Origin of the sequence: Microcoleus sp. MON2_D5 (assembly GCF_036701905.1) — a bacterium.
Lineage (GTDB): Bacteria > Cyanobacteriota > Cyanobacteriia > Cyanobacteriales > Microcoleaceae > Microcoleus.
In genome coordinates this window covers 17,555-38,817 of sequence record NZ_JAUBRM010000069.1, presented here as the reverse complement: position 1 = coordinate 38,817, position 21,263 = coordinate 17,555, and the positions used below count along the sequence as shown (strand labels likewise).

General features: G+C 46.4%; 16 protein-coding genes. 4 read left to right on the top strand and 12 right to left on the bottom strand.

The window, feature by feature from the left end; all coding sequences use genetic code 11:
• Positions 1 to 8: 8 nt before the first annotated feature.
• Positions 9 to 1,424: an NB-ARC domain-containing protein gene (locus QUA47_RS22655; protein WP_333432408.1), complete on the bottom strand. Its 1,416-nt coding sequence runs from the start codon at positions 1,422 to 1,424 to the stop codon at positions 9 to 11.
• Positions 1,425 to 1,935: 511 nt separating this feature from the next.
• On the opposite strand from QUA47_RS22655, the gene QUA47_RS22650 reads away from it, so the two are divergent.
• Positions 1,936 to 2,253, top strand: a complete 318-nt coding sequence (locus tag QUA47_RS22650; protein WP_333432407.1) for a hypothetical protein — start codon at positions 1,936 to 1,938, stop codon at positions 2,251 to 2,253.
• Between the two features lie 496 nt (positions 2,254 to 2,749).
• On the opposite strand, the gene QUA47_RS22645 is transcribed toward QUA47_RS22650, so the two are convergent.
• The 5 genes from QUA47_RS22645 to QUA47_RS22625 form a co-directional block, all read right to left on the bottom strand.
• On the bottom strand, positions 2,750 to 2,980 hold the full coding sequence (locus QUA47_RS22645) for a hypothetical protein (protein WP_333432406.1): 231 nt from the start codon (positions 2,978 to 2,980) through the stop codon (positions 2,750 to 2,752).
• 311 nt (positions 2,981 to 3,291) lie between these two features.
• Entirely contained in the window at positions 3,292 to 4,236 is a 945-nt protein-coding gene (locus QUA47_RS22640) for a GDP-L-fucose synthase (RefSeq protein WP_333432405.1), read from the bottom strand.
• Between the two features lie 406 nt (positions 4,237 to 4,642).
• Entirely contained in the window at positions 4,643 to 5,674 is a 1,032-nt protein-coding gene (gmd, locus tag QUA47_RS22635; RefSeq protein ID WP_333401939.1) for a GDP-mannose 4,6-dehydratase, read from the bottom strand.
• Positions 5,675 to 5,896: 222 nt separating this feature from the next.
• A complete protein-coding gene (locus tag QUA47_RS22630; RefSeq protein ID WP_006631924.1) occupies positions 5,897 to 6,628 on the bottom strand; it encodes a sugar transferase in 732 nt (243 codons plus the stop codon).
• 243 nt (positions 6,629 to 6,871) lie between these two features.
• A complete protein-coding gene (locus QUA47_RS22625) occupies positions 6,872 to 8,038 on the bottom strand; it encodes a glycosyltransferase (protein WP_333432404.1) in 1,167 nt (388 codons plus the stop codon).
• Positions 8,039 to 8,339: 301 nt separating this feature from the next.
• On the opposite strand from QUA47_RS22625, the gene QUA47_RS22620 reads away from it, so the two are divergent.
• Complete coding sequence (locus QUA47_RS22620; protein ID WP_333432403.1) at positions 8,340 to 10,427, top strand: iron uptake porin; 2,088 nt, start codon at positions 8,340 to 8,342, stop codon at positions 10,425 to 10,427.
• Between the two features lie 479 nt (positions 10,428 to 10,906).
• On the opposite strand, the gene QUA47_RS22615 is transcribed toward QUA47_RS22620, so the two are convergent.
• Together QUA47_RS22615 and QUA47_RS22610 are read right to left on the bottom strand one after the other, a co-directional pair.
• Positions 10,907 to 12,673: an NFACT RNA binding domain-containing protein gene (locus QUA47_RS22615; protein ID WP_333432402.1), complete on the bottom strand. Its 1,767-nt coding sequence runs from the start codon at positions 12,671 to 12,673 to the stop codon at positions 10,907 to 10,909.
• A 229-nt stretch (positions 12,674 to 12,902) separates the two neighbouring features.
• Positions 12,903 to 14,456, bottom strand: a complete 1,554-nt coding sequence (locus QUA47_RS22610) for an NAD(P)/FAD-dependent oxidoreductase (protein ID WP_333432409.1) — start codon at positions 14,454 to 14,456, stop codon at positions 12,903 to 12,905.
• Positions 14,457 to 14,522: 66 nt separating this feature from the next.
• Here QUA47_RS22610 and QUA47_RS22605 point away from each other — a divergent pair, with 66 nt between their 5' ends.
• On the top strand, positions 14,523 to 15,107 hold the full coding sequence (locus tag QUA47_RS22605; RefSeq protein WP_333432401.1) for a hypothetical protein: 585 nt from the start codon (positions 14,523 to 14,525) through the stop codon (positions 15,105 to 15,107).
• Positions 15,108 to 15,298: 191 nt separating this feature from the next.
• On the opposite strand, the gene QUA47_RS22600 is transcribed toward QUA47_RS22605, so the two are convergent.
• The 4 genes from QUA47_RS22600 to QUA47_RS22585 form a co-directional block, all read right to left on the bottom strand.
• Complete coding sequence (locus QUA47_RS22600) at positions 15,299 to 18,481, bottom strand: CHAT domain-containing tetratricopeptide repeat protein (protein WP_333432400.1); 3,183 nt, start codon at positions 18,479 to 18,481, stop codon at positions 15,299 to 15,301.
• A gap of 65 nt (positions 18,482 to 18,546) precedes the next feature.
• Entirely contained in the window at positions 18,547 to 19,233 is a 687-nt protein-coding gene (locus tag QUA47_RS22595; RefSeq protein WP_333432399.1) for a tetratricopeptide repeat protein, read from the bottom strand.
• Positions 19,234 to 19,490: 257 nt separating this feature from the next.
• A complete protein-coding gene (locus QUA47_RS22590; RefSeq protein WP_333432398.1) occupies positions 19,491 to 19,796 on the bottom strand; it encodes a hypothetical protein in 306 nt (101 codons plus the stop codon).
• Positions 19,797 to 20,144: 348 nt separating this feature from the next.
• The gene (locus QUA47_RS22585; RefSeq protein ID WP_333432397.1) at positions 20,145 to 20,627 is read right to left on the bottom strand and encodes a hypothetical protein; all 483 of its coding nucleotides are present in this window, start codon (positions 20,625 to 20,627) and stop codon (positions 20,145 to 20,147) included.
• A gap of 210 nt (positions 20,628 to 20,837) precedes the next feature.
• Here QUA47_RS22585 and QUA47_RS22580 point away from each other — a divergent pair, with 210 nt between their 5' ends.
• Positions 20,838 to 21,023 (top strand): ribbon-helix-helix domain-containing protein, encoded by a 186-nt coding sequence (locus QUA47_RS22580; protein WP_333432396.1) that lies wholly within the window; start codon positions 20,838 to 20,840, stop codon positions 21,021 to 21,023.
• Positions 21,024 to 21,263: the final 240 nt, after the last annotated feature.

Genomic DNA, 21,263 nt, shown 5'->3' with positions numbered 1-21,263 from the left:
TTACAACTCTAGATACCTACTTTTTTTTTAATTCGGTTTTGTTTTATCATCTTGAGCCTTTCCTTCAGGGCACTACCTTCTATTTCAACGAACGATCGCCTCCCCAAAGATTGCAGCCCGTTGAATAACTCGGAGGGCGATAAATCGGCATCTTGTAGCAATTGCTCTATTGAAACTGGATTTACTTCGCGGCTGAGTCGGGAGATTAGCTTTTTCTCTAATTCTGACAAGCGATTTATCTGCCGGTGCAAGTTTAATGCCAATTCTTCCCCTAAGAATAGCCTATCATATTTTAAAAATTCTGCAACCCTACCTCGGAATATTTCCTGAATGGTGGTGGCGACTATTTTCAACCACAATGGATTGCCTCGGTAGGAGTTAATTAGGTTTTCCCATTTTTCGGGATTGAGTAACCTTTTATGTCGGAAAATTTCGGTAGCGGCTATACCTATGCCTTTGAGTTGCAAGGCGCGCACTGGTGAATTTTCACCTTTTAAGGCGGTAATTTCTCTGGGTGGTTCCCAACTGTTGAGGATTAAACAACTGTTGTGGGTTGTTTCTCCGATTTGTGTGAAGAGGATGCTGTAATTTTCGCATTCGGGGCGGTAATTTCCTCCTAGCTGTCCGCTGCTGAGAAGGGCTTGCACGTCGTCGAAGATGATGAGACAGCGGTTTTTTCGCAGATATTCCATTAACAGGGAAAGTCGATCGGGGATGCTGCTAGGGAGTTCGATTTCGGGTTTATTTAAGAGAAATTCTAGGAGATTTTTTAGGGTAGTTTCTAAAGGTGGGGAGTGGCGGAGACTTCGCCAGATGACGCATTCAAAGTTATGCTGAATTTGTCTGATGAGGTGAAGGGAAAGTGCGGTTTTACCAATGCCGCTTATTCCTAATATTGCTGCAATGTTGCAATTTTCTTGGACGATGGATTTTTCGAGGGTGGCGAGTTCGGATGTGCGTGAAGCGAAGCTATCGCCATCAGGCGAATCGGACAAAGATGAAATATGAGGTGCGTCTGCTAAGTCTAGTCTGGTTTGGGGTGGGGAGGTGTTTGAGGTGGAGGTTGAGGGCGATCGGGTTTGTGGATATTCTGAAAATTGACTATCCTTACAGACATTGACATTACCAATAAAAAAATCGTTTCCCGAATTTGATGAAATGATGAATAATTGTCGTCTCTCAAGTGTCGATCGTAAATTGGATGGAGTGACTTCTTCATCTAATACATTTGATAAACGCTTCCATAATTTGGAAGCTACATTCCTGACGTGACCTTCGCTACAATGCGATGCTTCTGCGATTTGAGAGTATTTTTGACCTTCCCATACACCCCCCAGGATAGCTTCTTGCAGATCCTCCAAATGTTCTCCCGTCTTAGCGAAAACCAGGTCATCGGCAAATCTCAAGACTTCTTTAACGTCCATCGGTGAGTTAAGTTTAGGGGTTTGGCTTATTATACCTGCTATTTTATGACATTTTATGACATGGATGGCAACATTTGACTTTTTTTGAGAGTTAGCGTCCGGTAAAATAACTTACATTTTCTGACTTTTTATGATTGGAAATCACTGTAAATATAATGATATTATCTAAAGATAAGCGATAATTTTCCGCTAATAATAACTTAGAGCACAACCTGGGAGTATTAAGCTCATGGCTGACAAACCAAAAAGAGAACCTAAGCTAAAATGTCCGCTATCGCAAGAGCAAAAGGAGACGGTCAAAGAGGTTGCTGATGTCATTGATAAGCATAGAAGAATCGTGAGAAAAATTACGGGTTAAAGCTAATAAATAGTTTTTTTTTTGCATCGTATCGAGAGGAGAAATGATTTGAGTGGGTTTGAGATAATCAGACTATTTTTTGAACTGCTTTTTCAGCTAGTTGACTAAGAGTATTGATTTATCCTAGGTATTTGACGCTAAAAGGAAATAAGCATGGATGCACTTGTAGCAGCAATCACACAAATTTTAGATTACATTCACACCCAAGGGCCAGACGCGATCGCGCAGCTAACGGGACTACTCGAAGCTCTCAAAGTGGGATCTGTTTCTGTTGCGGCTCTGTTTGGCTTGGTTGCTAACGGACCCGCTGTTATTGAATTTCTTAGCCAGGCGATAGCTTTAATCAGTTCAGGTGCCGGTGTTACGGAAATAGCGACAGCGATCGGCTCCTTGGCCGGCTCACTGGGACTGTCTATTGAGTTTGTCATCCAGATATTACAAATAATCGGCGCTTTCTTGCTGGCATTTTAAATGGAGTTCCCCAGGTTTTCAGGGAATTAACCATACCTTCCCACTTACGCGATCGCACTTGGCTGCTCAGCTACTCCAGCAAGAAAACTGTAGGGTTTAACCCAGGAGCGATCGCCTTCATAATATCACAGTCTCAAACTATTTCCGAGGCTAAAAGCCTACCATCAACTCGCTCACATTCATCTTCCCCTAGCCACGAGTGAGCCTTATCGTAAATTGAAGGCAAAAACAGCAGTTTATAGTTAGCCGATGGCTCGTAAATACAACACTTACTATGTTGGTTCCCCACTAACATCAGAATCAGAGGCGGAAAAACAATCGGATTTAGCCACAACTGGATAAATGCCGAATCATTGATTTATTCGGCGAGGTTTTGTGCGAAAGTCATAAAGGATATTTAAGCACTTTCATGAATTAAATTTGCTTCCGCATCCCGGCGTCTGGCTATACCTTGTTCAATGCTCCTACCCCCCCAAATCCGTTTCATTTACCGGATTTATTCAGCAATTCCATGTACATCTTTTTTCGACACTAAATCCCGGATTGCACGCATTTCCCGGCGGTCTCCCTCCCTACTCGTGCCGCGATTGAACACCAAACTTACCACTCCTCCCTGAACATCTGCTGCCAATTCTTCACAACCAGGAAAGGCATTTTTTGTCAGATTGTAAAACTTCAGCACTGTTACGACATTAAAAACTTCCCACGCTAATTCCCAAGAAATCATAATATCTTGAACACTAAACCTATTGCAAAAGTAATTTGAACCGGAGAACGTGCCCCGTCAGGCCGATCGATTGGTATGATTTCTTAGTTCCCCTCTGGGACGACAAGAGGCAAGTGTAATAGCGGTTTCAACTGCCGACTCTTGTCAGTGAATTTTTACCCGAATTTGTATGATTTCTTAGTGCCAGAAGGCGGACTGGTTTGTGTAGGATAGGTTGCAACCGCCGACTATTATAATTTGAGGTTTCTAAGCGACATTTAGTATTATTCCTAAAAAAACCCGGTTTCTTCAAGAAACCGGGTTTTCCACACTCAAACTGCGTGTTTTCGATACCAATCAATCGTATTTTTCAACCCTTCCTTAAACTTCACCTCCGCAACAAAACCAAACTTTTCCTTAGCCCTTTGGGTATCCAAACAGCGGCGCGGCTGACCGTTCGGTTTGTCTGTTTCCCAAACAATTTCACCCTCAAATCCCATCAATTCGCAAATCGTTTCCACTAAATCGCGAATTTTAACTTCGCTATTCGTTCCCAAATTAACCGGGTCAGATTCACTGTAAGATTGAGCCGCCATCACAATTCCCCGCGCGGCATCTGTGGAATACAAAAACTCGCGGCTAGGGCTGCCGTCGCCCCAAACAGGCAGTGTTTTGTCTCCCCTTTCTTGGGCTTCGTAGACTTTGCGTATTAATGCGGGGATGACGTGGGAACTTTTCGGGTCAAAGTTATCTTCCGGGCCGTACAGATTTACTGGTAGCAAGTAGATACCGTTGAATCCGTATTGCTGGCGGTAGGATTGCAGTTGCACTAATAAGGCTTTTTTGGCAATTCCGTAAGGTGCGTTAGTTACCTCTGGATAGCCGTTCCACAGGTCGTCTTCTTTGAAAGGAACTGGGGTCAAGTTGGGATAAGCGCAAATCGTGCCGACGCAGACAAATTTTTCGACTCCTGCTTCGTAGGCGGCGTGGATTAGTTGCGCGCCCATCATCAAATTGTCGTAAAATAATTCAGCGGGTTTGACTAGGTTTAAACCGATGCCGCCGACGTGGGCGGCGAGGTGAATGATGATATCTTGTTGGTCGGCCGCACGCTTGCAGTTTTCCATGACGCGGAGGTCGCAGTCGCGCGATCGAGTCACCGAAATTTTATCAGCATCGGCCCCTGCTTTCACTAGCTGGTCGATTACCTGACGGCCCAAGAAACCGGCGCCGCCCGTGACTAGAATGCGTTTGCTGCTTAAATCCAAGCTTGTCATAAATTTAGCCTCGGGATTTTGAATAAGGGTCGATCGACAATTTCAATTCTAAAATTGTTGCTTTAGCAAAAAAAGCTTTGAGGTACAGGACGCAGTTGCCCACAAATCTGCTTTAGCTGCTGCTGATAGCGACTGCTCCGTGCACACCGGAAAGTTAGATTTATGAGTAGCGAGTCCTCAACTATCATTTTAATGTTCTTTTTAGCCCCCACAGCAAAAAATTTTGCGAGCAATTAAGCTGGCTCTGTGAATGCCGAGCGCGCTACGCTAATAGCTGTAACAATCCTCCGATCAGTTATGAACTGTGTGCAGGGGCAATCCCCCCGGTGCGCGCCTTTCGCCAATCGGGGCAGACACGGGGCACTACCCCTACAAATTGTTCGCACTGACCGCTTTGTTTAGCGGCTTAATCAAATCCGTTGCCAGAACCCCGACCTTGCTGGTCTAAAGCTTTCATGTCCGCATCTACCATTAAATGTACTAACTCCTGAAAAGTTACAGAAGGTTCCCAATTTAATTGCTGGCGCGCCTTAGTCGAATCGCCAATCAACAGTTCGACTTCTGCCGGACGCAAGTAGCGTTCGTCGAACTCCACATATTTTTGCCAATCTAAATTGACGTAAGTAAAAGCCAAATCGAGAAATTCCTTAATGGAATGGGTCTCGTTGGTAGCAATGACATAATCGTCAGGCTTGTCTTGTTGCAGCATCAGCCACATCGCCTGCACGTAGTCTTTAGCATAGCCCCAGTCGCGCTTGGAATCGAGATTGCCCAAGTAAATCTTTTTCTGCTTGCCGGCGACTATTCTGGCAACGGCGCGAGTAATTTTGCGAGTTACAAAAGTTTCGCCGCGGCGGGGAGATTCGTGATTGAACAAGATGCCGTTGCAGGCAAAAAGTCCGTAAGATTCGCGATAATTTATTGTTTGCCAGTGCCCGTAAACTTTGGCGCAGGCGTAAGGACTTCTGGGATAAAAAGGAGTTGTTTCCTTCTGCGGAACTTCCTGCACCAAGCCAAACATTTCCGAAGAACCTGCTTGATAGAACCGCACTTCTATGCCGGTGCGGTGCTGATAGTCCCGAATTGCTTCTAGCAGCCGCAATACTCCCATGCCTACTGCGTCAACCGTATATTCCGGCGAGTCAAAACTGACTCGAACGTGAGATTGAGCGCCTAAGTTATAAATTTCTACCGGCTGAACTTCTTCCAATATCCGGCGGAGAGTGGTGCCGTCCGTCAAGTCGCCGTAGTGTAGAAACAGGCGCGCACCCTCGCTGTGAGGATCGACATAGATGTGGTCAATTCGATCGGTATTGAAACTAGAACTGCGCCGGATAATGCCGTGAACTTCATATCCTTTCTCTAACAGTAATTCGCTCAAGTAGGAGCCGTCTTGACCCGTAATACCTGTTATTAGCGCTCGCTTGCGTTGCGTCATCTGATTTTCCTGTGACAGGTCGTGTTAATTCACAATAAACTTTTTGGCAGAGGCTGTTACTCCCTGCCGATCGTATTCTCAAACTCTAAGTTAACTCACAATTCTTCGATCGGCATCTAGGAACTGTTTTGTGTTGACAAAGAGTTTATAGTTTGTCAGTAGTCAGCATCAGTGGTCAGTAACAAATAAAACTAACTACCGATTGCTGACTGCGGACAAAAATTAATATGCGCCGTTATTTTTGGGAAAAATCACAACTCCAATTGTTTTGAAAACAATCCACATATCCATCCAAAGGTTTTTGTCATTTGCGTAATAGAGGTCGATTTGGACTCGGCGGGGATACGGAATGTCGTTGCGACCGGACACTTGCCACAAGCCTGTAATTCCAGGTCTTATGGTGAGAATTTTGTTGATGTGACGACCGTATCTCGGCAGTTCTTCTTCAACTAAAGGTCTCGGCCCGACGACGCTCATATCTCCTTTTAAAACATTCCAAAACTGGGGAAACTCGTCTAAACTGGTCATTCGTAAAAATCTTCCAATCCAGGTAATTCGAGGGTCTTGTTTCAGCTTGAAATTGTCCTCAAACTCTTGACGCAAATGCGGAGAATTTTCCATGATTTCTAGCAATATATCGTCCGCATTTTCCACCATCGTTCTGAATTTAAGGCAATAAAACCTTTTACGGTTTTTGCCTACTCGTTCCTGTACGTAAAAAATAGGACCGGGCGAGCTTAAGGCGATTAAGAAAGCCAAAAGCAGGTAAACCGGAGCAAACAGGATCAGAACCGATAAGGAAAACAGGATGTCAAATAACCGCTTGAAAAGTTCTCCGTCGAGGTTCTGTAGAGAACGACTTATGCGTCTATCTCCTTGCAGGACAGACCCAAAACCGCGTCTTGCGATCGCTCGAATTACCTTGCCGGAGATTAGTTGGCTGTCGGCAGTCATCTTACTCCTTCACTTCACACCACACACAGTCCTGATCATAAAGCCTCAAGACGCTTTGTTCTCTGAATTATGTTTCCAATACTCAATTTTCTGCCTTCTGAAGGCTTCAAAAGGCAGAAGGCAGAAGGAAGAGGGCTTCTGGCGGCAGAAGGAAAAAGGCACAAGGCACTTATGCAGAGGTCTTCTGAAGGCACTTATACAAAGGCAGAAGGAAGATTGTCCCGCTATCGGGTTCTGGCACTCTCAAGCCCCAGACTCGGTAAAATCACGCGAGTGAAATTCCTGATAGCAGCGTTCCACAAAAGCTAGATAGCGCTGCCCAAAAACTTCCGGGGCAAACTGTTCAGCGCGCAACCTGCTGATTTCTGGCCGAAATTTGCCTTGCAACTGCTCAAATTCCTTGACAGCTTCGACTAATGCTGCTGCGGTTTGGGAGGAAAAAAATAAACCAGTCCCTGTCTCTGGGTGTTGGCGAATGTCGAGCACTGTCTCCAAAGCGCCCCCTGCTGCATAGGAAATTACTGGTGTTCCGCAAGCTTGAGCCTCTACCAAAGCAATGCCAAAATCTTCGCAAGCTGCATATACAAAGGCTTTCGCCTCTTCCATGTACTTTTCAACTATGGAGGCGGGCTGCCAGCCGAGCACTTGCACGTTGGGTTTGGCGATTTGCCGAATCATTTCTAATTCTGGCCCGGTGCCGATGACAATTAGAGTATGCCCGAGTTGATTGAATGCTTGGACGATCGCACTTACGTTTTTGTAACTTACTAACCGACAAACTGTGACGTAAAAGTCTTGTTTTTGTCGCATCAAAGAAAATCGCTCGATATTTACCGGCGGATAAATCACCTGGGCCCGCCGCCGATAGCACCGCCAAATTCGGCGCGCAGTGTGTTGAGAGTTAGCGATGAAATAATCAACACGATTGGCGGAAATTACGTCCCACTGCCGCAGTCGATGCAACAAATATCGCGTCAGCAGACCCTGGATGCCCCGTCCGGCTTTGCTGCTACGCAAATAGTCAAAAGTTAAGTCCCAAGCGTAGCGCATCGGCGTGTGGCAGTAGCAGACGTGCATTTGCTGGGGACTGGTGAGGATGCCTTTGGCGACGGCATGGGATGATGAGAGGATGATGTCATATTCTCGCAGATCTAGTTGTTCGATCGCGATCGGCAGAAATGGCAAATATTTTTGGACACCGCTGCGGGCTCCGGGAAAGTGCTGCAAAAATGTTGTGCCAATCTGTCGCCCGAAAAGATAGCTTTCGGGATTGGCCGATTCAAAGTCGATGAGAGCATAGACATCTGCCTCGTCTACGTGTTTGAGGATTTCCTGTACTACGAGTTCTGAACCGCCAGTAGCTAAGGGCGTCAACCATTCGTGAACTAGGGCGTATTTGAGTTTTTTCACTTGTATTTGTAGCCGATCAAACGATTTGTTAGCGCCAGTGCTGTCAATATTAGTCTTACTGAGGGATAACTTACGCAATATCCCGCCATCAACCAGGTTTCTATGTAGGTATTTAGCTCAAACCAAGGATTTTGGGAATAAACGGAGTTTTTGTCAAATCAGCCACAGCCAAACTGCACTCTCCGGCAGTGATTTCCCCGATTGTTGACAAGAAATACTATTAGGCGGAATACTAAAGGTGATTTGCGAGCGCCTAAATCTTCGGAACGGGCGATCAACCGTAATGTGGTGTGAGGAAAAAATGTCCAAATTTTTGTGGAAGGGACTTTTAGTTAGTCCGGGTGTATTGGCAGCAAGTTTAGTCATATCTTCGACGGCGCTAGCAGAGCAACCTGTAGAAATTTCCACGGCAGCTCAACCTGATAAATTGCAATTAGCAGGTGCTGCAACCGAGGCAGCCAAGTCTGAGACAGCAAAGCCTGAGACGGTCGAACCAGCGTCACTAGCGAGCAAATCAAGTGTTGAAACTATTGAGAAAGAAAGTGCGAACCTCTACGAGGGCTTCACTAACGATTTGATCGCCCCAGTTGCCGAACAAGCAAAAGCACCGGAAGTTGCAGCAGCAGATTTAAGCGAAACCAAACCCGCAGTAGCGCCCGCAAATTTAAGTCCCGAACAACCTGTCGCGGAGCAAATCCCCGCAGTAGCGCCCGCAAACTTAAGCGAAACGCCACCCCCCGCACCACTGGCTAATTTAAAGGCAGAAAAAGCGGCCGCACAGCCCGATCAGATTTCGCAATCCACTGATTCAAGTGCCCAACCTCAAGCACAGTCTAATCTTTTAGAACAAATCAATGAATACAGCACAGAAGGCAGTAGCAGCGAAGATGCGGCCGGCCAAGTAACATCTGTATCGCAACTTTCCGACGTTCGGCCCACCGATTGGGCTTTTCAAGCTTTGCAGTCTCTAGTAGAGCGCTACGGGTGCATAGCTGGCTATCCTGACGGCACTTTTCGCGGCAACCGGGCGATGACTCGCTACGAGTTTGCAGCAGGTTTAAATGCGTGTTTGGATAAAGTTAGCGAGCTAATTCAAGGCGGTTCCAGAAATCTGGCGACGCGAGAAGATTTGGCTTCTGTGCAAAGGTTGCAAGAAGAATTTGCGGCCGAATTAGCAACTTTGCGCGGCCGCGTCGATGTTTTGGAAGCGCGCGCCTCAGAATTAGAAGCAAATCAGTTTTCAACTACGACTAAACTCAACGGCGAAGTGATATTTGGTTTGGCCGGTATCGCCAGGGGAGATGATGCCGAGGGCCGCGAAGCTGATAAATCCACGGCTTTTGGCAGCAGGGTTCGGATCAATTTCGACACGAGTTTCTCTGGAGAAGATTTGCTGAGAACTCGATTGCAAGTTTTAAATTTGGGTTCGTTTTCTACTGAAAATACGAAAACTGCTGAAGGGGAATTGCGGTTTAATGCTGGGCCTTTTGCCGACGCTAGCAATACTGTAGGTTTAGATGCGCTGCTTTACCAATTCCCTATCGGCAAAAGCACTACTGTAATTCTCGAAGCTAATGCCGGCGCTGCTGATGATTTTGTTAACACTGTCAACCCTTACTTTGACGGAGACGGCAGCTACGGCGCTCTTTCTAACTTCGGTACTCGCAACCCAATTTACTATTTGATTGGGGGTTCTGGCATCGCTATGCGGCATCAGTTTGGGGAAAAACTCGAACTGAGTTTGGGATATATGGCCGGCAATGCTGCGGACCCGACGCGGGGAAATGGTTTGTTTAACGGCTCTTACGGCGGTTTGGCTCAGTTGACTTTTACACCGAGCGACAGCATTGCTTTAGGTTTAACTTACGTTAATTCCTACAACGTCCTCACCGGTACCGGCAGCAATGCTTCTAATTTTCCGGCGCGTCTCGCTTCCTTCGGGCTCGACAGCGATAGCAATCTGCCAGTTTCTAGCAATTCCTACGGGGCGCAAGCTTCGTGGCAGTTGAACCGGAGATTTGCAATTGGCGGTTGGGCGGGTTACACCAACCAGCGCATTTTATCCAACTTGGCTACTCCTACGGGTTCTGTGCAGCGGGGGGATCAAAAAGTCTGGAACTGGGCAGTTACTTTGGCTTTTCCCGATTTGTTGAAAGAAGGAAATGTGGCGGGGATTGTGGTAGGTATGGAGCCGCGGGTGACGAGTTCTACTAACCGGACTTTGCCGGAAGATAAGGATACTTCGCTGCACGTTGAAGGTTTCTATCAGTTTAAGTTGAGCGACAATATTTCTATCACTCCTGGTCTGATTTGGCTGACTGCTCCTGACCACAATAAGAATAATTCTGATTTGGTGATTGGGGTGGTCAGAACGACGTTTACTTTCTAGGAGCAGCCCTTAGGGATTTTAGATTTTAGATTTTAGATTTTAGATTGGCAGTTTTCATCTAAAATCAAAAATCGCCAATCTAAAATTGTCCGAGCTTGGGTTTAAGGTTTCAACAAAAACGACCAGCTTTAGCAAAAGCTGGTCTGCACAAATAGTTAAATCCGTTGTGTTGTGTTCCCACAGTGTTTTTCTCACAGTGAGGAAACCCAAGTTGCACGTTTCTTTGCAAAGGGTTCTAAAAGAAATATCATCTCTCTTAAGCGGTATTATAACAACAAAATTTAATTTTTTGTAATAAAACTTTACATTACAGACTAATTTTAATTTTTAGGCGGCGATCGCACTCCCGGGAACTTTGTATAATCCAACCGGGCTTCAAAAACCCGGTTTCTGCGTAGGTGTATCGCTACCCAACCTGTTATTTTGCGTAAAAACCAGGTTTCGATTGCCGATCGACCACCTTACTCACTTGAGATAAATCAAGCAGGCGCTTGCTGCGGTCTTCCCCAGACAATCCGCTCCTGCTTGTATACAACCATACCCGGTTTAGCACCTTTCGGCTTGTATACATATTTCGGTTCTGTATAAACCACCGGGACTTGTTCGCTGTGGCGGGCGCGACTGTAGTAAGCAGTCATGTCGGCCGCAAATTGCAAATCAGTTTCTTCAGCCACAGTACCGGGTTTGAGACGCAGCAAAGCGTGGCTTCCGGGAATCTCTAGGGTGTGGAACCACAAGTCGTAGTCGTTAGCGGTGCGAAAAGTGAGTTGGTCGTTTTGGCGATTGTTGCGCCCGATTAATAATTCAAAGCCGCTGGGGGTTTGGTAGCGGTGAAATTCGATCGCAGCATTTTTGTCGGTACTGCGGTAATCTGGTACGTCTAGATATTTTTGCTGGATCAGTTCTTCGCGGATTTCGGCAAGGGTTTGCAAATCTTGGGTGTTGCGGTAGGTTTCCAATACCGAAAGTGCGACTTCAACTTGTTCTAAATAGTCGATTTCTTCCTGTACGGCGGCTAACAAAGGTTCTACTGCAATGCGGGCTCTTTTAAGCTTTTGGTGTTTTTTGTAGAGGGCTTGAGCGTTTTGAACGGCGTTTTTTTCCGGGTTTAGGGCAATGATAACTGGTTTTTCGGTTTCAAAGTCAGGGAGAGAAATTGATTTCATTCCCGGTTCCCAATGCTGCAAATTTGCCATCAGCAAGTCGGCTTGGGATTTGTGGGTGTCGGCGTCTGCAGATTGCTGCAAGCGTTCTTTAAATGTGTTGGCTTTGAGGCGCAGTTTGGCCAGGACGTTGTTGAGTTTTTGGGTAAGCTGATGCCGCAGTTGGGCGAATACTTCTTGATTGATTTCGCCTGTGTAATAGCTGTTAAGTATTTCTTGAACGGAAGAGGAGGAAGAAGGAACAGAGGAGTTAGATTCGTTTGCAGGTTCTGCCTCTTTTGCATCCGGTGCGGGCCAATCGATGACGGTGTAGCCTTCGGGGGTAAAACTCGGTTGAAATTTGGAGTTTTCTAGGCATTGCAGCCAGTATAGCCAGCGCTGGAACAGTTGCTGCCATTCGTCGGGATTGAGGCTGTCGGTGGATTGTTCGGGGTCTAAATTTGCCGATCGAATCATTGACAAAACTAAGGCTTTACTCATCCCTCGGTAATTCTTCAACAGATTGCCCTTTAATTGCCCAGGAACCAGGCTAATTCGTGATTCCCAGCGGTTTTGAGATTCGCTCAGGCTAGGCACTGCATCGGTCAAAGACGGGGGCATTTCGTAGGGTTGCCCGGTTTGGATGGGACGGACGGTGGACTGTTTGGCGCTGACTTGGTGGGCGCAGGTGACAACGAGGTTGTCTTGGGCGGTGAGGATGACGTTGCTATATTTGCCCATGATTTCGGCGTAGAGGTGCCAGAGGGCTGGTTCTCCCGGGCGTTTGGCGAATTGCAAGTCGATGACTCTTTCCCAGGATGAAACAGGGGCGATGGAAACTAAGGCTAAACCGCTGAGTTGGTGCCGCAGTTGTTCGCTGAAGGTGAACGTGTCGGGAATGCGGGGCGGGGGGTCGCCGACGCAGATGCGGGCTGCTACAGGATGCCAGGAAAGGTCTATCCAGCCGCGCCCTTTCATGGTGCGGAGGGCGAGGGACACGGTGAAGCGATCGCGCTGGTAGACTTGTTCTAAGCGCGCTGGCAGCCATTGGGCTCGCAGTTCGCTGCAAGTGGCGGTTAAAGTTGTAAAGTCTACGGGTTGCACGGTATTCTCAGGGCGATCGAACTATCTATTTCTATGCTGACAGATATCGGTCACATTTTACTAATTATATAAAATTATTGTTTACTCTTGCTTCGCGTCCTTCGCTAGGAAAGCTCTTCCATAATTTCGTTAACAAATAACTAATAACTAATAGACATCTCCTAAAAAGCAGATTTTGAGCAGGCACGGTGCCTGTTCCACAAGAATTATGGGAGATGTCTAATAACAACTAACTAATAACTTCCCCAATCAATTGCAAATGTTTGTACAAAGGTGCGATCGTATTGGCTGCGATCGCCCCGCTAGCAGCAACAGCCGGCACACCAATTCCCGGAAACGTCGAATCTCCGCAGCAAAACAGCCCTGCTAAAGGCGTTTTCGGCCCGGGAAACAAGCCGCTACCCGCCCGAATTCCGGGCCCGTAGGAACCGCGATGGCGGCGCAAAAACCGTTCGTGGGTTAGGGGTGTCCCTACTAAGGTGACTTCTGCGCGCGATCGAATATCGGGGATAATTCTCTCTAAGGCTTCCCACATTACCTCGGCGCGCGCTTGTTTTTGCAGCTTGTACTCTTCGCTGGTGCGATTGAGCTTTTGCCACAAATCGTAAGGCTCGTTTCCGGGGGTATATGCGTGAATGACGTGCTTTCCCGGAGGAGCGAGGTCGGGGTCGAGCAGGGAGGGAATCGAGACGAGAACGACGTTCTGAGGGGCCGAAACGCCCATTTCCCAGTCTTTCACGAAGATGTAGTGACAAGCCAAGTCCGATCGCACTCCGGCAGCATCAATTCCCAGATGCAGGTGCATGAAGCTGTCGCACTCGGGCGTCGCCTGCCGCTGTTGCCGAAACCTTTGCGGGACAGAGGTTTCAGGCAACAGTTTCAGCGTATCCCAAACGGAAGCGTTGGAGACGACGGCTTTGTGCGATCGAATAATTTTGCCCGATCGCAGCCGCACGCCCGCAGCCCGGTTGTTTTCCACCAAAACTTCTGCAACGTGGGAATTTAGCAGCAACTGCCCTCCGTGGCGCTCTAAACCGCGTACCAGGGCATTTACCAAAGCCGCACTACCGCCGCTCGGATAGTCCAAAACTGCATTGGGGCGATACCAGTCGGCGAACATGAAAGCGACTTCGGCTGCGATCGTTCCGTCGGCGGGAAGTCCAGACAGCAGGAAACACAACAAATTCAGCCAATTTCGGACAAACGGATCTTTGACATTTTTGTCCATAATTTTGCTGAAAGGGCCTGCAAGTGCGATCGCGTCGCCAGCATTTTGCAGGAAAGCCGGCGCAAATTGACCGAGGGTAAAAACAGCGCCCAAATCGAAGCGCAAAGCCAGGGAGGGCAAGGCTGTGGCAGCTTTGGCGTAGGGCTCCATGATGCGCTGTAGTTGCCGCCATTCGGCGACTGCTGCTGCGCCGCGCAGTTGTGCGAGCACTTCGCCAAATTGACTCGCACCAACGGATGTGTCGAAATCGCCTTCTGGCAAACAGCAACCCCAGGTATCGTAGGTGATGCAGGGAAGTTTTTCGCCGATGGCATCCAAAACTTGCCGCAGCGGATTCGCAGACGGGCTGTAGGATAATCCTGAGTACAGGGAGGGCCCGGAGTCGAAGCGAAATCCGTCGCGTTCAAAACCGTGTGCGGCGCCGCCCGCGATCGAATGGCTTTCGCAAACCACAACCTCAAAGCCATAGCGGGCGAGCATTGCAGCGCAAGTCAAGCCGCCAATCCCGCTGCCGATAACGATGATTTCTGTGTGTGTGGGGGCGATCGCAACCATGTTTTTCTCCGCTACATCAGCTAATATTATCTCTGTTACCAACAATAAAACTGGTTTGTATATTAAATGGAAAATATATCTATTCTAGAACAAGCTGCTAAATCTAATTCTAAACCATCTTCCAACGCAGTAGTTGCCGCCCTCCTAGAAGCTGAGAAAAGCGCGAAAAAAACCAAGATTCGCTATTCCTTCGAGCAATTAATCGGCAACTGGCAACTCTGCTTTATCACCGGCACGAAAAAGACTCGACAAAAAGCGGGAATTGTCTTGGGTGCGGGACGTTACATCCCTCAGTGGGTTGCGAAAATTCAAATTGCTTATTTGGGCGAACCTGTTGCTGAAGGGGAAGCGCCTAGCGAAACCGGCAGGGTGGAGAATTCGGTGCAAGTTGGGGCGATCGGACTAACTCTTTCTGGGCCGACTAAGTTTTTGCCCAATAATATTTTAGCTTTTGATTTTACCAGAATTACTGTGAAAGTGTTGGGTAAAACTGTGTATCAAGGATTTATTCGCGGCGGTGAAGCGCGGGAGGCGGAATTTTTTAGTTTGAGTGTGGGGAAGCAGGCCTTTTTTGCATATTTTCTGGTAGAAGATGGGATAATTGCGGCTAGGGGAAGGGGCGGCGGCTTGGCTTTGTGGGGGAGAGTTTAGAGGAATTGAGGAGAGGGCAATTGAGGACGCGGCACTGCCGTCTCCTGACTGTGGGTAACTGGTAAAATCAACCGGATTGGATGATGAAATTGCCCGATTAATTGTAGGGACACGGCATTGCCGTTTCCTGACTGTGGGTAATATCTCTGGAGCTAAATACGTCAAATACACGGTTTACTCTTGGGTATTAACTACCGGGCATCCCCAATTAAAATAAACGGCGACCAATAAAACGGATGCCGCTGGATTTGACTCAACTTAGCTTGCCGCAAAGCTTCATTTTTACTCATCCCTTGATTGATATTTTGATAAAATTGAACCATCAAATCTTTAGTAGCGGAATCATCAACACTCCACAAACTCGCCATCACAGCTTGCGCGCCCGCCCGCTCGAATATATAGGCCATTCCCGATATTTCTTCACCGTTGGAATTCGCTTGTATGGCAGTTTCACAAGCACTTAAAGTGATGAGTTTGGTATTTTGTAATCCTAATAACGCCGCATCGCGAATATTGAATTGACTGTCAGCAAACAGCAATGTATTTTCCTCCATGCCCAAATTTTGACAGCCTCCCGGTTGGAAACAGCCGTGAGTTGCGAGGTGCAAAAAGGGAAAGCGGGGCGCTTGAGTTTTGAATCGATCGAGGGTGGCGTCATTGCCGGTATAAGCGGAACTTCCTGACACTAATTGAGCTATATTTCTCACTTCTGCTTCGGAACCGGGTAGATTTTGGGGCGGGCGGGGGACGGGATTTCCTAATGCTAAGACTGGGCTTGGTAAAGTTGAATCGGGAATTGTCCTGATGGAAATGCGGGTGAGATAGTTGACGGGATATTTCTGGATGAGGAATTTATCTGTTTGTTCGTCATACAGCGTTTCAAAGGGGATGTAGCGCAGTTTTCCCGTAGCGATGATGCTCAATTGTTTGGGGGAAATAGCTTTAATTTGGTCTTCGAGCGGACGAATCAGGATGTCGTAGAGTTTGCTGCCTGTTACGGTGAAGTTTGTTTCGCCAATATCTTGCACTTCTTTGCGGTATTGAGTGAGGAGATTGTCGAATTCTTCGGGATTTATCGCAATTTTTTTAACACTTAAACTGTCTTTTGTCAAGACAAATAGGGCGATCGTATTGGGAACATTGCTGATATTTGTCAGCAAGACAGGTTGAATGACAGCGGTATCTGGTGCGATGCTGGCTTTCAGTTGGGCGATATCTTTGGGTGTGGTTTCAAAGAGTTCGGCGACTTCTGGGAATTGGCGGGAGATTGATTCGGCTTTGCGGTTGACTTCTGTGTCTAATTCCCGCATTTGTCGGGAGAGATTTTCGGAGAAGTTGTCTTCGAGTTGGCGGCGGAGGAATTGGAGTTGTTGATTTTTTTGATTCCATTCGTCTATGGCTTTTTGTGCTTCGGGGTTGGCGACTTTGGCGTCAATTAAGCGGGTGTAGTCGGCGAGATCGGCTGTGGTGGCGATGTTGATCCATTGGAAAGCGCGATCGGGTTGGTTTTGATCGATAAGGAGGTCAACAAGTGCAACAGCCGTTCCGCTTTTAGATTCTAAAAACTTTTGGCGATTTTCTCGCTGTAAACCACTCCGCATTTCTAAGGTGATTTGGACGGATTGCTCCGCATATTCGATCGCTTTAGTCGGTTGCTTCGTATCTTGATAGGCTGCACTAATATTACTCAAAGTAGTAGCTTCCTGTGAGTGATCGCCAACTTCTCGGCTAATTGGTAAAGCTTGATTATAGTATTTCAATGCTTCTTGGTGTTGTCCAATTCTGTTGTAGGCGGTGCCAATATTAGTCAAAGTAGCAGCAACGCCTGCGCGATCGCCCACTTCTCGGCTAATTGGTAAAGCTTGGTTGTAGTATTTCAATGCTTCTTGGGGTAGTCCAATCCTGTGGTAGACTAAACCAAAATTATTCAAAATACGAGCTTCCCCCGCGCGATCGCCCACTTCTCGCTTAATTGGTAAAGCTTGGTTAAAGTATTTCAATGCTGATTGCGGTTGTCCAATGCTGTCGTAGTTAGAACCAATATTATTCAAAATACCAGCTTCCCCCGCGCGATCGCCAACTTCTCGCGTAATTGGTAAAGCTTGGCTAAAGTATTTCAATGCTGATTGCGGTTGTCCAATGCTGTTGTACACTCCAGCAATATTATTCAAAGTAGCAGCTTCCACCCTGCGATCGCCAACTTCTCGCGTAATTGGTAAAGCTTGGTTGTAGTATTTCAATGCTTCTTGGGGTTGTCCAATCCTGTGGTAGGCTGCACCAATATTATTCAAAGTAGTTGCTTCTCCCCTGCGATTGCCCACTTCTCGACTAATTGGTAAAGCTTGGTTAAAGTATTTCAATGCCTCTTGTGTTTGAGAAATACTGCGGTAGACTTCACCGATATTATTCAAAGTACCAGCTTCCCCCAATCGATAGCCTACTGACCGTACAATTGGTAAAGCTTGGTTCAAGTATTTTAATGCTTCTTGCGGTTGTCCAATGCTGTTGTACACTGCACCAATATTATTCAAAGTACCAGCTTCCCCTATGCGATCTCCCACTAACTGGCTAATTGGCAAAGCTTGGTTATAGTATTCCAATGCCTTTTGTGGTTGAGAAATTCTCTGGTAGACCCCAGCAATATTATTCAAAGTAGTAGCTTCAAGTGAGCGATTACCCACTTCCCGGTTAATTGAAAAAGCTTGTTTATAGTATTTCAATGCCTCTTGTGGTTGAGAAATATTGTCATAGATACCAGCAATATTATTCAAAGTAGTAGCTTCTCCTCTCCGATCGCCCACTTCTCGCATAATTGGCAAAGATTGGTTATAGTATTCCAATGCTTTTTGTAGTTGATAAATGTTATGGTATACTAGACCGATACTATTCAAATTATTAGCAATGCCTGCGCGATCGCCCACTGACCGACTAATTAACAAAGCTTGATTTAAGTATTTCAATGCTTCTTGTTGTTGAGACATATCCTGATACACGGCACCAATATTACTCAAAATAATAGCTTCCATAAAGCGAGGGCCCACTGACCGCGTAATTGGCAAAGCTTGGTTCAAGTATTTCAATGCCTCTTGCGGTTGTCCAATGATGTTGTAGTTAAAACCAATGCCAGTGAGTGCTAAGGATTCAAGTTGTCTATCTTTCAATTGTCGTGCAATTGCTAGAACTTGCTGCAATGTCTCTATTGCCTGTCGGGGTTGTTCTTGCAGTTGCTGTTGCCTCGCTCGCTCTAGAAGTCTTATCATTTCTAGAAATTGTGCATCTTGACTTTGCGCCCAACTCGGTTGCACCATCACCGGCATAGTCAGAGGAGTCAGACACACACCCAAAACTAAAATACTGCTAATAATTCGTTTCATAACCTTACCTAGTTCTCCTCATCCAATTCACCAATCCTCTAACTGCCACCCTGAAATGTCGAGGTTCATTTGGGAATTGGCTCGATATTGCTTTTACTGGGCGATTGACTTTTGTTTTGTATTGAATCAATATTCCTCAAAATAAGTGCTTCCATCGCACGATCGCCCACTTCCCTGCTAATTGGTAAAGCTTGGTTATAGTATTTCAATGCTTCTTGTGGTTGGGAGATGTGGTTGTACACTGCACCAATAATATTCAAAGTATCAGCTTCCTTCGCGCGATCGCCCACTGCCCGCCAAATTGGTAAAGCTTGGTTGTAGTATTTCAATGCTTCTTGTGGTTGGGAGATGGCGAGGTAGGTAAAACCAATAGTATTCAAAATACCAGCTTCCCAGTCGCGCTCGCCCACTTCCCGAAAAATTGGTAAAGCTTGGTGTAAGTATTTCAAAGCTTCTTGCAATTGGGAGATACCAGCGTAGTTCGCAGCAATAAAACTCAGTGCTCTAGCTTCCATTCCTTTAGCTTCAAATTTTCTTGCAATGGCGAGAACTTGCTGCCATGTTTCGATCGCTTGTCGGTGTTGTTTTTGTTGTGTCTGTTGCATTGCTTGGTCTATGAGTTGCTTGAATCTTTCAACCTCTGCATTTTGACTTTGGGCCCAACTCGGTTGCACCATCACCGGCACAGTCAGAGGAGTCAGAAACACACCCAAAACCAAAACACTGCTAATAATTCGTTTCATCTTTTTCATAATTTACCACTGACGATTAATAGAATAGGTATCTGAATTTGGACTTACGCGAATTTTACTTTTACTTGCTGTTCTTGACTGCTTTGATATTATCCAAATAATTACAATTAAATAACTAAGTCGCTGTCATGTCAATTCATATTCTTCAGAAGCTGTATTCATAAAAGTCATAATTTAAAGCTATGAGGTTCATCAATCTGACGTTTTTTCTCAATTTTCGCAATAATTTCATCTATTTCAGCGGATACTTTAGTCAATTATTTAGCTTTTTCAAGCAAGCGATTGACCAACGGTGATGGCAATAATTCCAACGGTTCGTCAAAATCATCAGAAATTGTAATTAGTCCTTTATCGCTGCCAAATCTGCTGTGCTTAGGCGAGGATTCTTCAACTTCATCGACAGTTTTTGGTTCAATTCCTGGTTTGATATCTTTGATTTGATTTTGTTGAGATTGCATTCTTTGTCTGAGATAAATTGCCGATATTAGGTCAGACCAGGTAAAGTTTTCAGGGAGTCGAGCCATTAAATTGCGGACTTCTTCTTTAAGATTGATGGTTTCCATCGGTTTTAATAAAGAGAATATGGATTTTAATTGTAGTGTAAGCGATTTTGGAGCGATCGACCTTTTAGCAACAGTCTTAGGGTGATAAATTTATCTAATTATTCGTAGGTTGGGTTGAGCGAAGCAAACCCTCCGTTTCACTCCGCCCAACTCTTTGGGGCTAACAAGTTGGGTTTCGTTCCTCAACCCAACCTACAACTACAACTGGACGCACTCCGACCAAAGAAACCGGGTTTTTATCGAATCTGCGGGCTACAACGAAATATTTTCGTAAAAAACCCGGTTTCTGGCCCCCGACGGACTTAATGCAGAGTCGCTACAATTGTCCCCGTCATTTGTGTTTATTGATTAAGCCCGATCGCACACAACTTCAAAAACACCCCCTGGAATAAACCGACACAAAGCCCGCCGCCGATCGTCCGCATCTTGGCGATTGACAAAACGCGCAATTATATAATGCTGAGCATTCGGTAAAATGCGGACGATCGCCCAAGAATTGCGATCGCCCTGCTTTGACTTTTCAGGTGTTTTCGAGCTCGAATTTGGGTTGAGTTCGATCGCGGGGCGATCGGCGATCGTCGGGGAATTTGCTTTTCTCAGAGTGTTGAGGTAGCGGGCGATCGTACTACCTTTCAGATTCGCCCCGACGCGCAGAATCAGAAACACCGCAAAGCTTTCGATCTCTGGCCCAGTCATGCGCGCGCGATCGGCCTCAAAATCCTCATCAGAGTAGCTGCGGATACCCGACAGCAGTTGCGTGATGCCAAAATCATTCAAAGCTTGTTGATAGCCGCGGTTATATTCGCTGCCGTCGCTCACAGGCTTTACCATAGTAATAGTCTCCTTTTATGTGGATTGTCTCCTTGTATTTGGGGAACCATCAGCCAGCGCGGGCCCTGCAAAAGTTCAGCGCTGGCTTTTGACTCTCTAAGAAGATAGCGCACAATGCAGCATAATGCAACATATTGCTGCATAATCGACAAGATTGTCTAAAATACTGGACAATGACGATCGGCTTAAATAAGAAACAATTAACCTCTAATGTCTAAACGCATATCAACCTCGATAGGAGAAGGAATCTATGACCTACTTCAAGAGTGGGCAAATGAGGAACGCCGTTCAATCAGCGGCTTGTCAGCATTCATTTTGGAACAAGCTGTGAGGGAACGTCAAAAACAAATGCAAAAACATTCCCCACCATCGGATGAGAAACAAGATAAAACTTGAGGGCAGTTTGTGCGATCGATCTTTTACTCCGTTCCCGGTAGAAGATTATCGACTTCTTCCTTCTTCTTCCCTCTTCTTCCTTCGTGTCCTTCGCGTCTTCGCGGTTCAATAATACTAAATGAAATTTATTGGCATAGACTTAGGTTGGAGTTCAGGAGCAAGCGGCTTGTGCTGCTTAAACTGGGCAAACAATCGATTGCAATTAATCGAGTGCGATCGCCCCCACTGACAAGATGAAAG

Coding starts and splice junctions, on each gene's coding strand:
- QUA47_RS22655 (WP_333432408.1), bottom strand. CDS start 1,424: ATGGACGTTAAAGAAGTCTTGAGATTTGCCGATGACCTGGTTTTCGCT.
- QUA47_RS22650 (WP_333432407.1), top strand. CDS start 1,936: ATGGATGCACTTGTAGCAGCAATCACACAAATTTTAGATTACATTCAC.
- QUA47_RS22645 (WP_333432406.1), bottom strand. CDS start 2,980: ATGATTTCTTGGGAATTAGCGTGGGAAGTTTTTAATGTCGTAACAGTG.
- QUA47_RS22640 (WP_333432405.1), bottom strand. CDS start 4,236: ATGACAAGCTTGGATTTAAGCAGCAAACGCATTCTAGTCACGGGCGGC.
- gmd (WP_333401939.1), bottom strand. CDS start 5,674: ATGACGCAACGCAAGCGAGCGCTAATAACAGGTATTACGGGTCAAGAC.
- QUA47_RS22630 (WP_006631924.1), bottom strand. CDS start 6,628: ATGACTGCCGACAGCCAACTAATCTCCGGCAAGGTAATTCGAGCGATC.
- QUA47_RS22620 (WP_333432403.1), top strand. CDS start 8,340: ATGTCCAAATTTTTGTGGAAGGGACTTTTAGTTAGTCCGGGTGTATTG.
- QUA47_RS22610 (WP_333432409.1), bottom strand. CDS start 14,456: ATGGTTGCGATCGCCCCCACACACACAGAAATCATCGTTATCGGCAGC.
- QUA47_RS22605 (WP_333432401.1), top strand. CDS start 14,523: ATGGAAAATATATCTATTCTAGAACAAGCTGCTAAATCTAATTCTAAA.
- QUA47_RS22600 (WP_333432400.1), bottom strand. CDS start 18,481: ATGAAACGAATTATTAGCAGTATTTTAGTTTTGGGTGTGTGTCTGACT.
- QUA47_RS22595 (WP_333432399.1), bottom strand. CDS start 19,233: ATGAAAAAGATGAAACGAATTATTAGCAGTGTTTTGGTTTTGGGTGTG.
- QUA47_RS22590 (WP_333432398.1), bottom strand. CDS start 19,796: ATGGAAACCATCAATCTTAAAGAAGAAGTCCGCAATTTAATGGCTCGA.
- QUA47_RS22585 (WP_333432397.1), bottom strand. CDS start 20,627: ATGGTAAAGCCTGTGAGCGACGGCAGCGAATATAACCGCGGCTATCAA.
- QUA47_RS22580 (WP_333432396.1), top strand. CDS start 20,838: ATGTCTAAACGCATATCAACCTCGATAGGAGAAGGAATCTATGACCTA.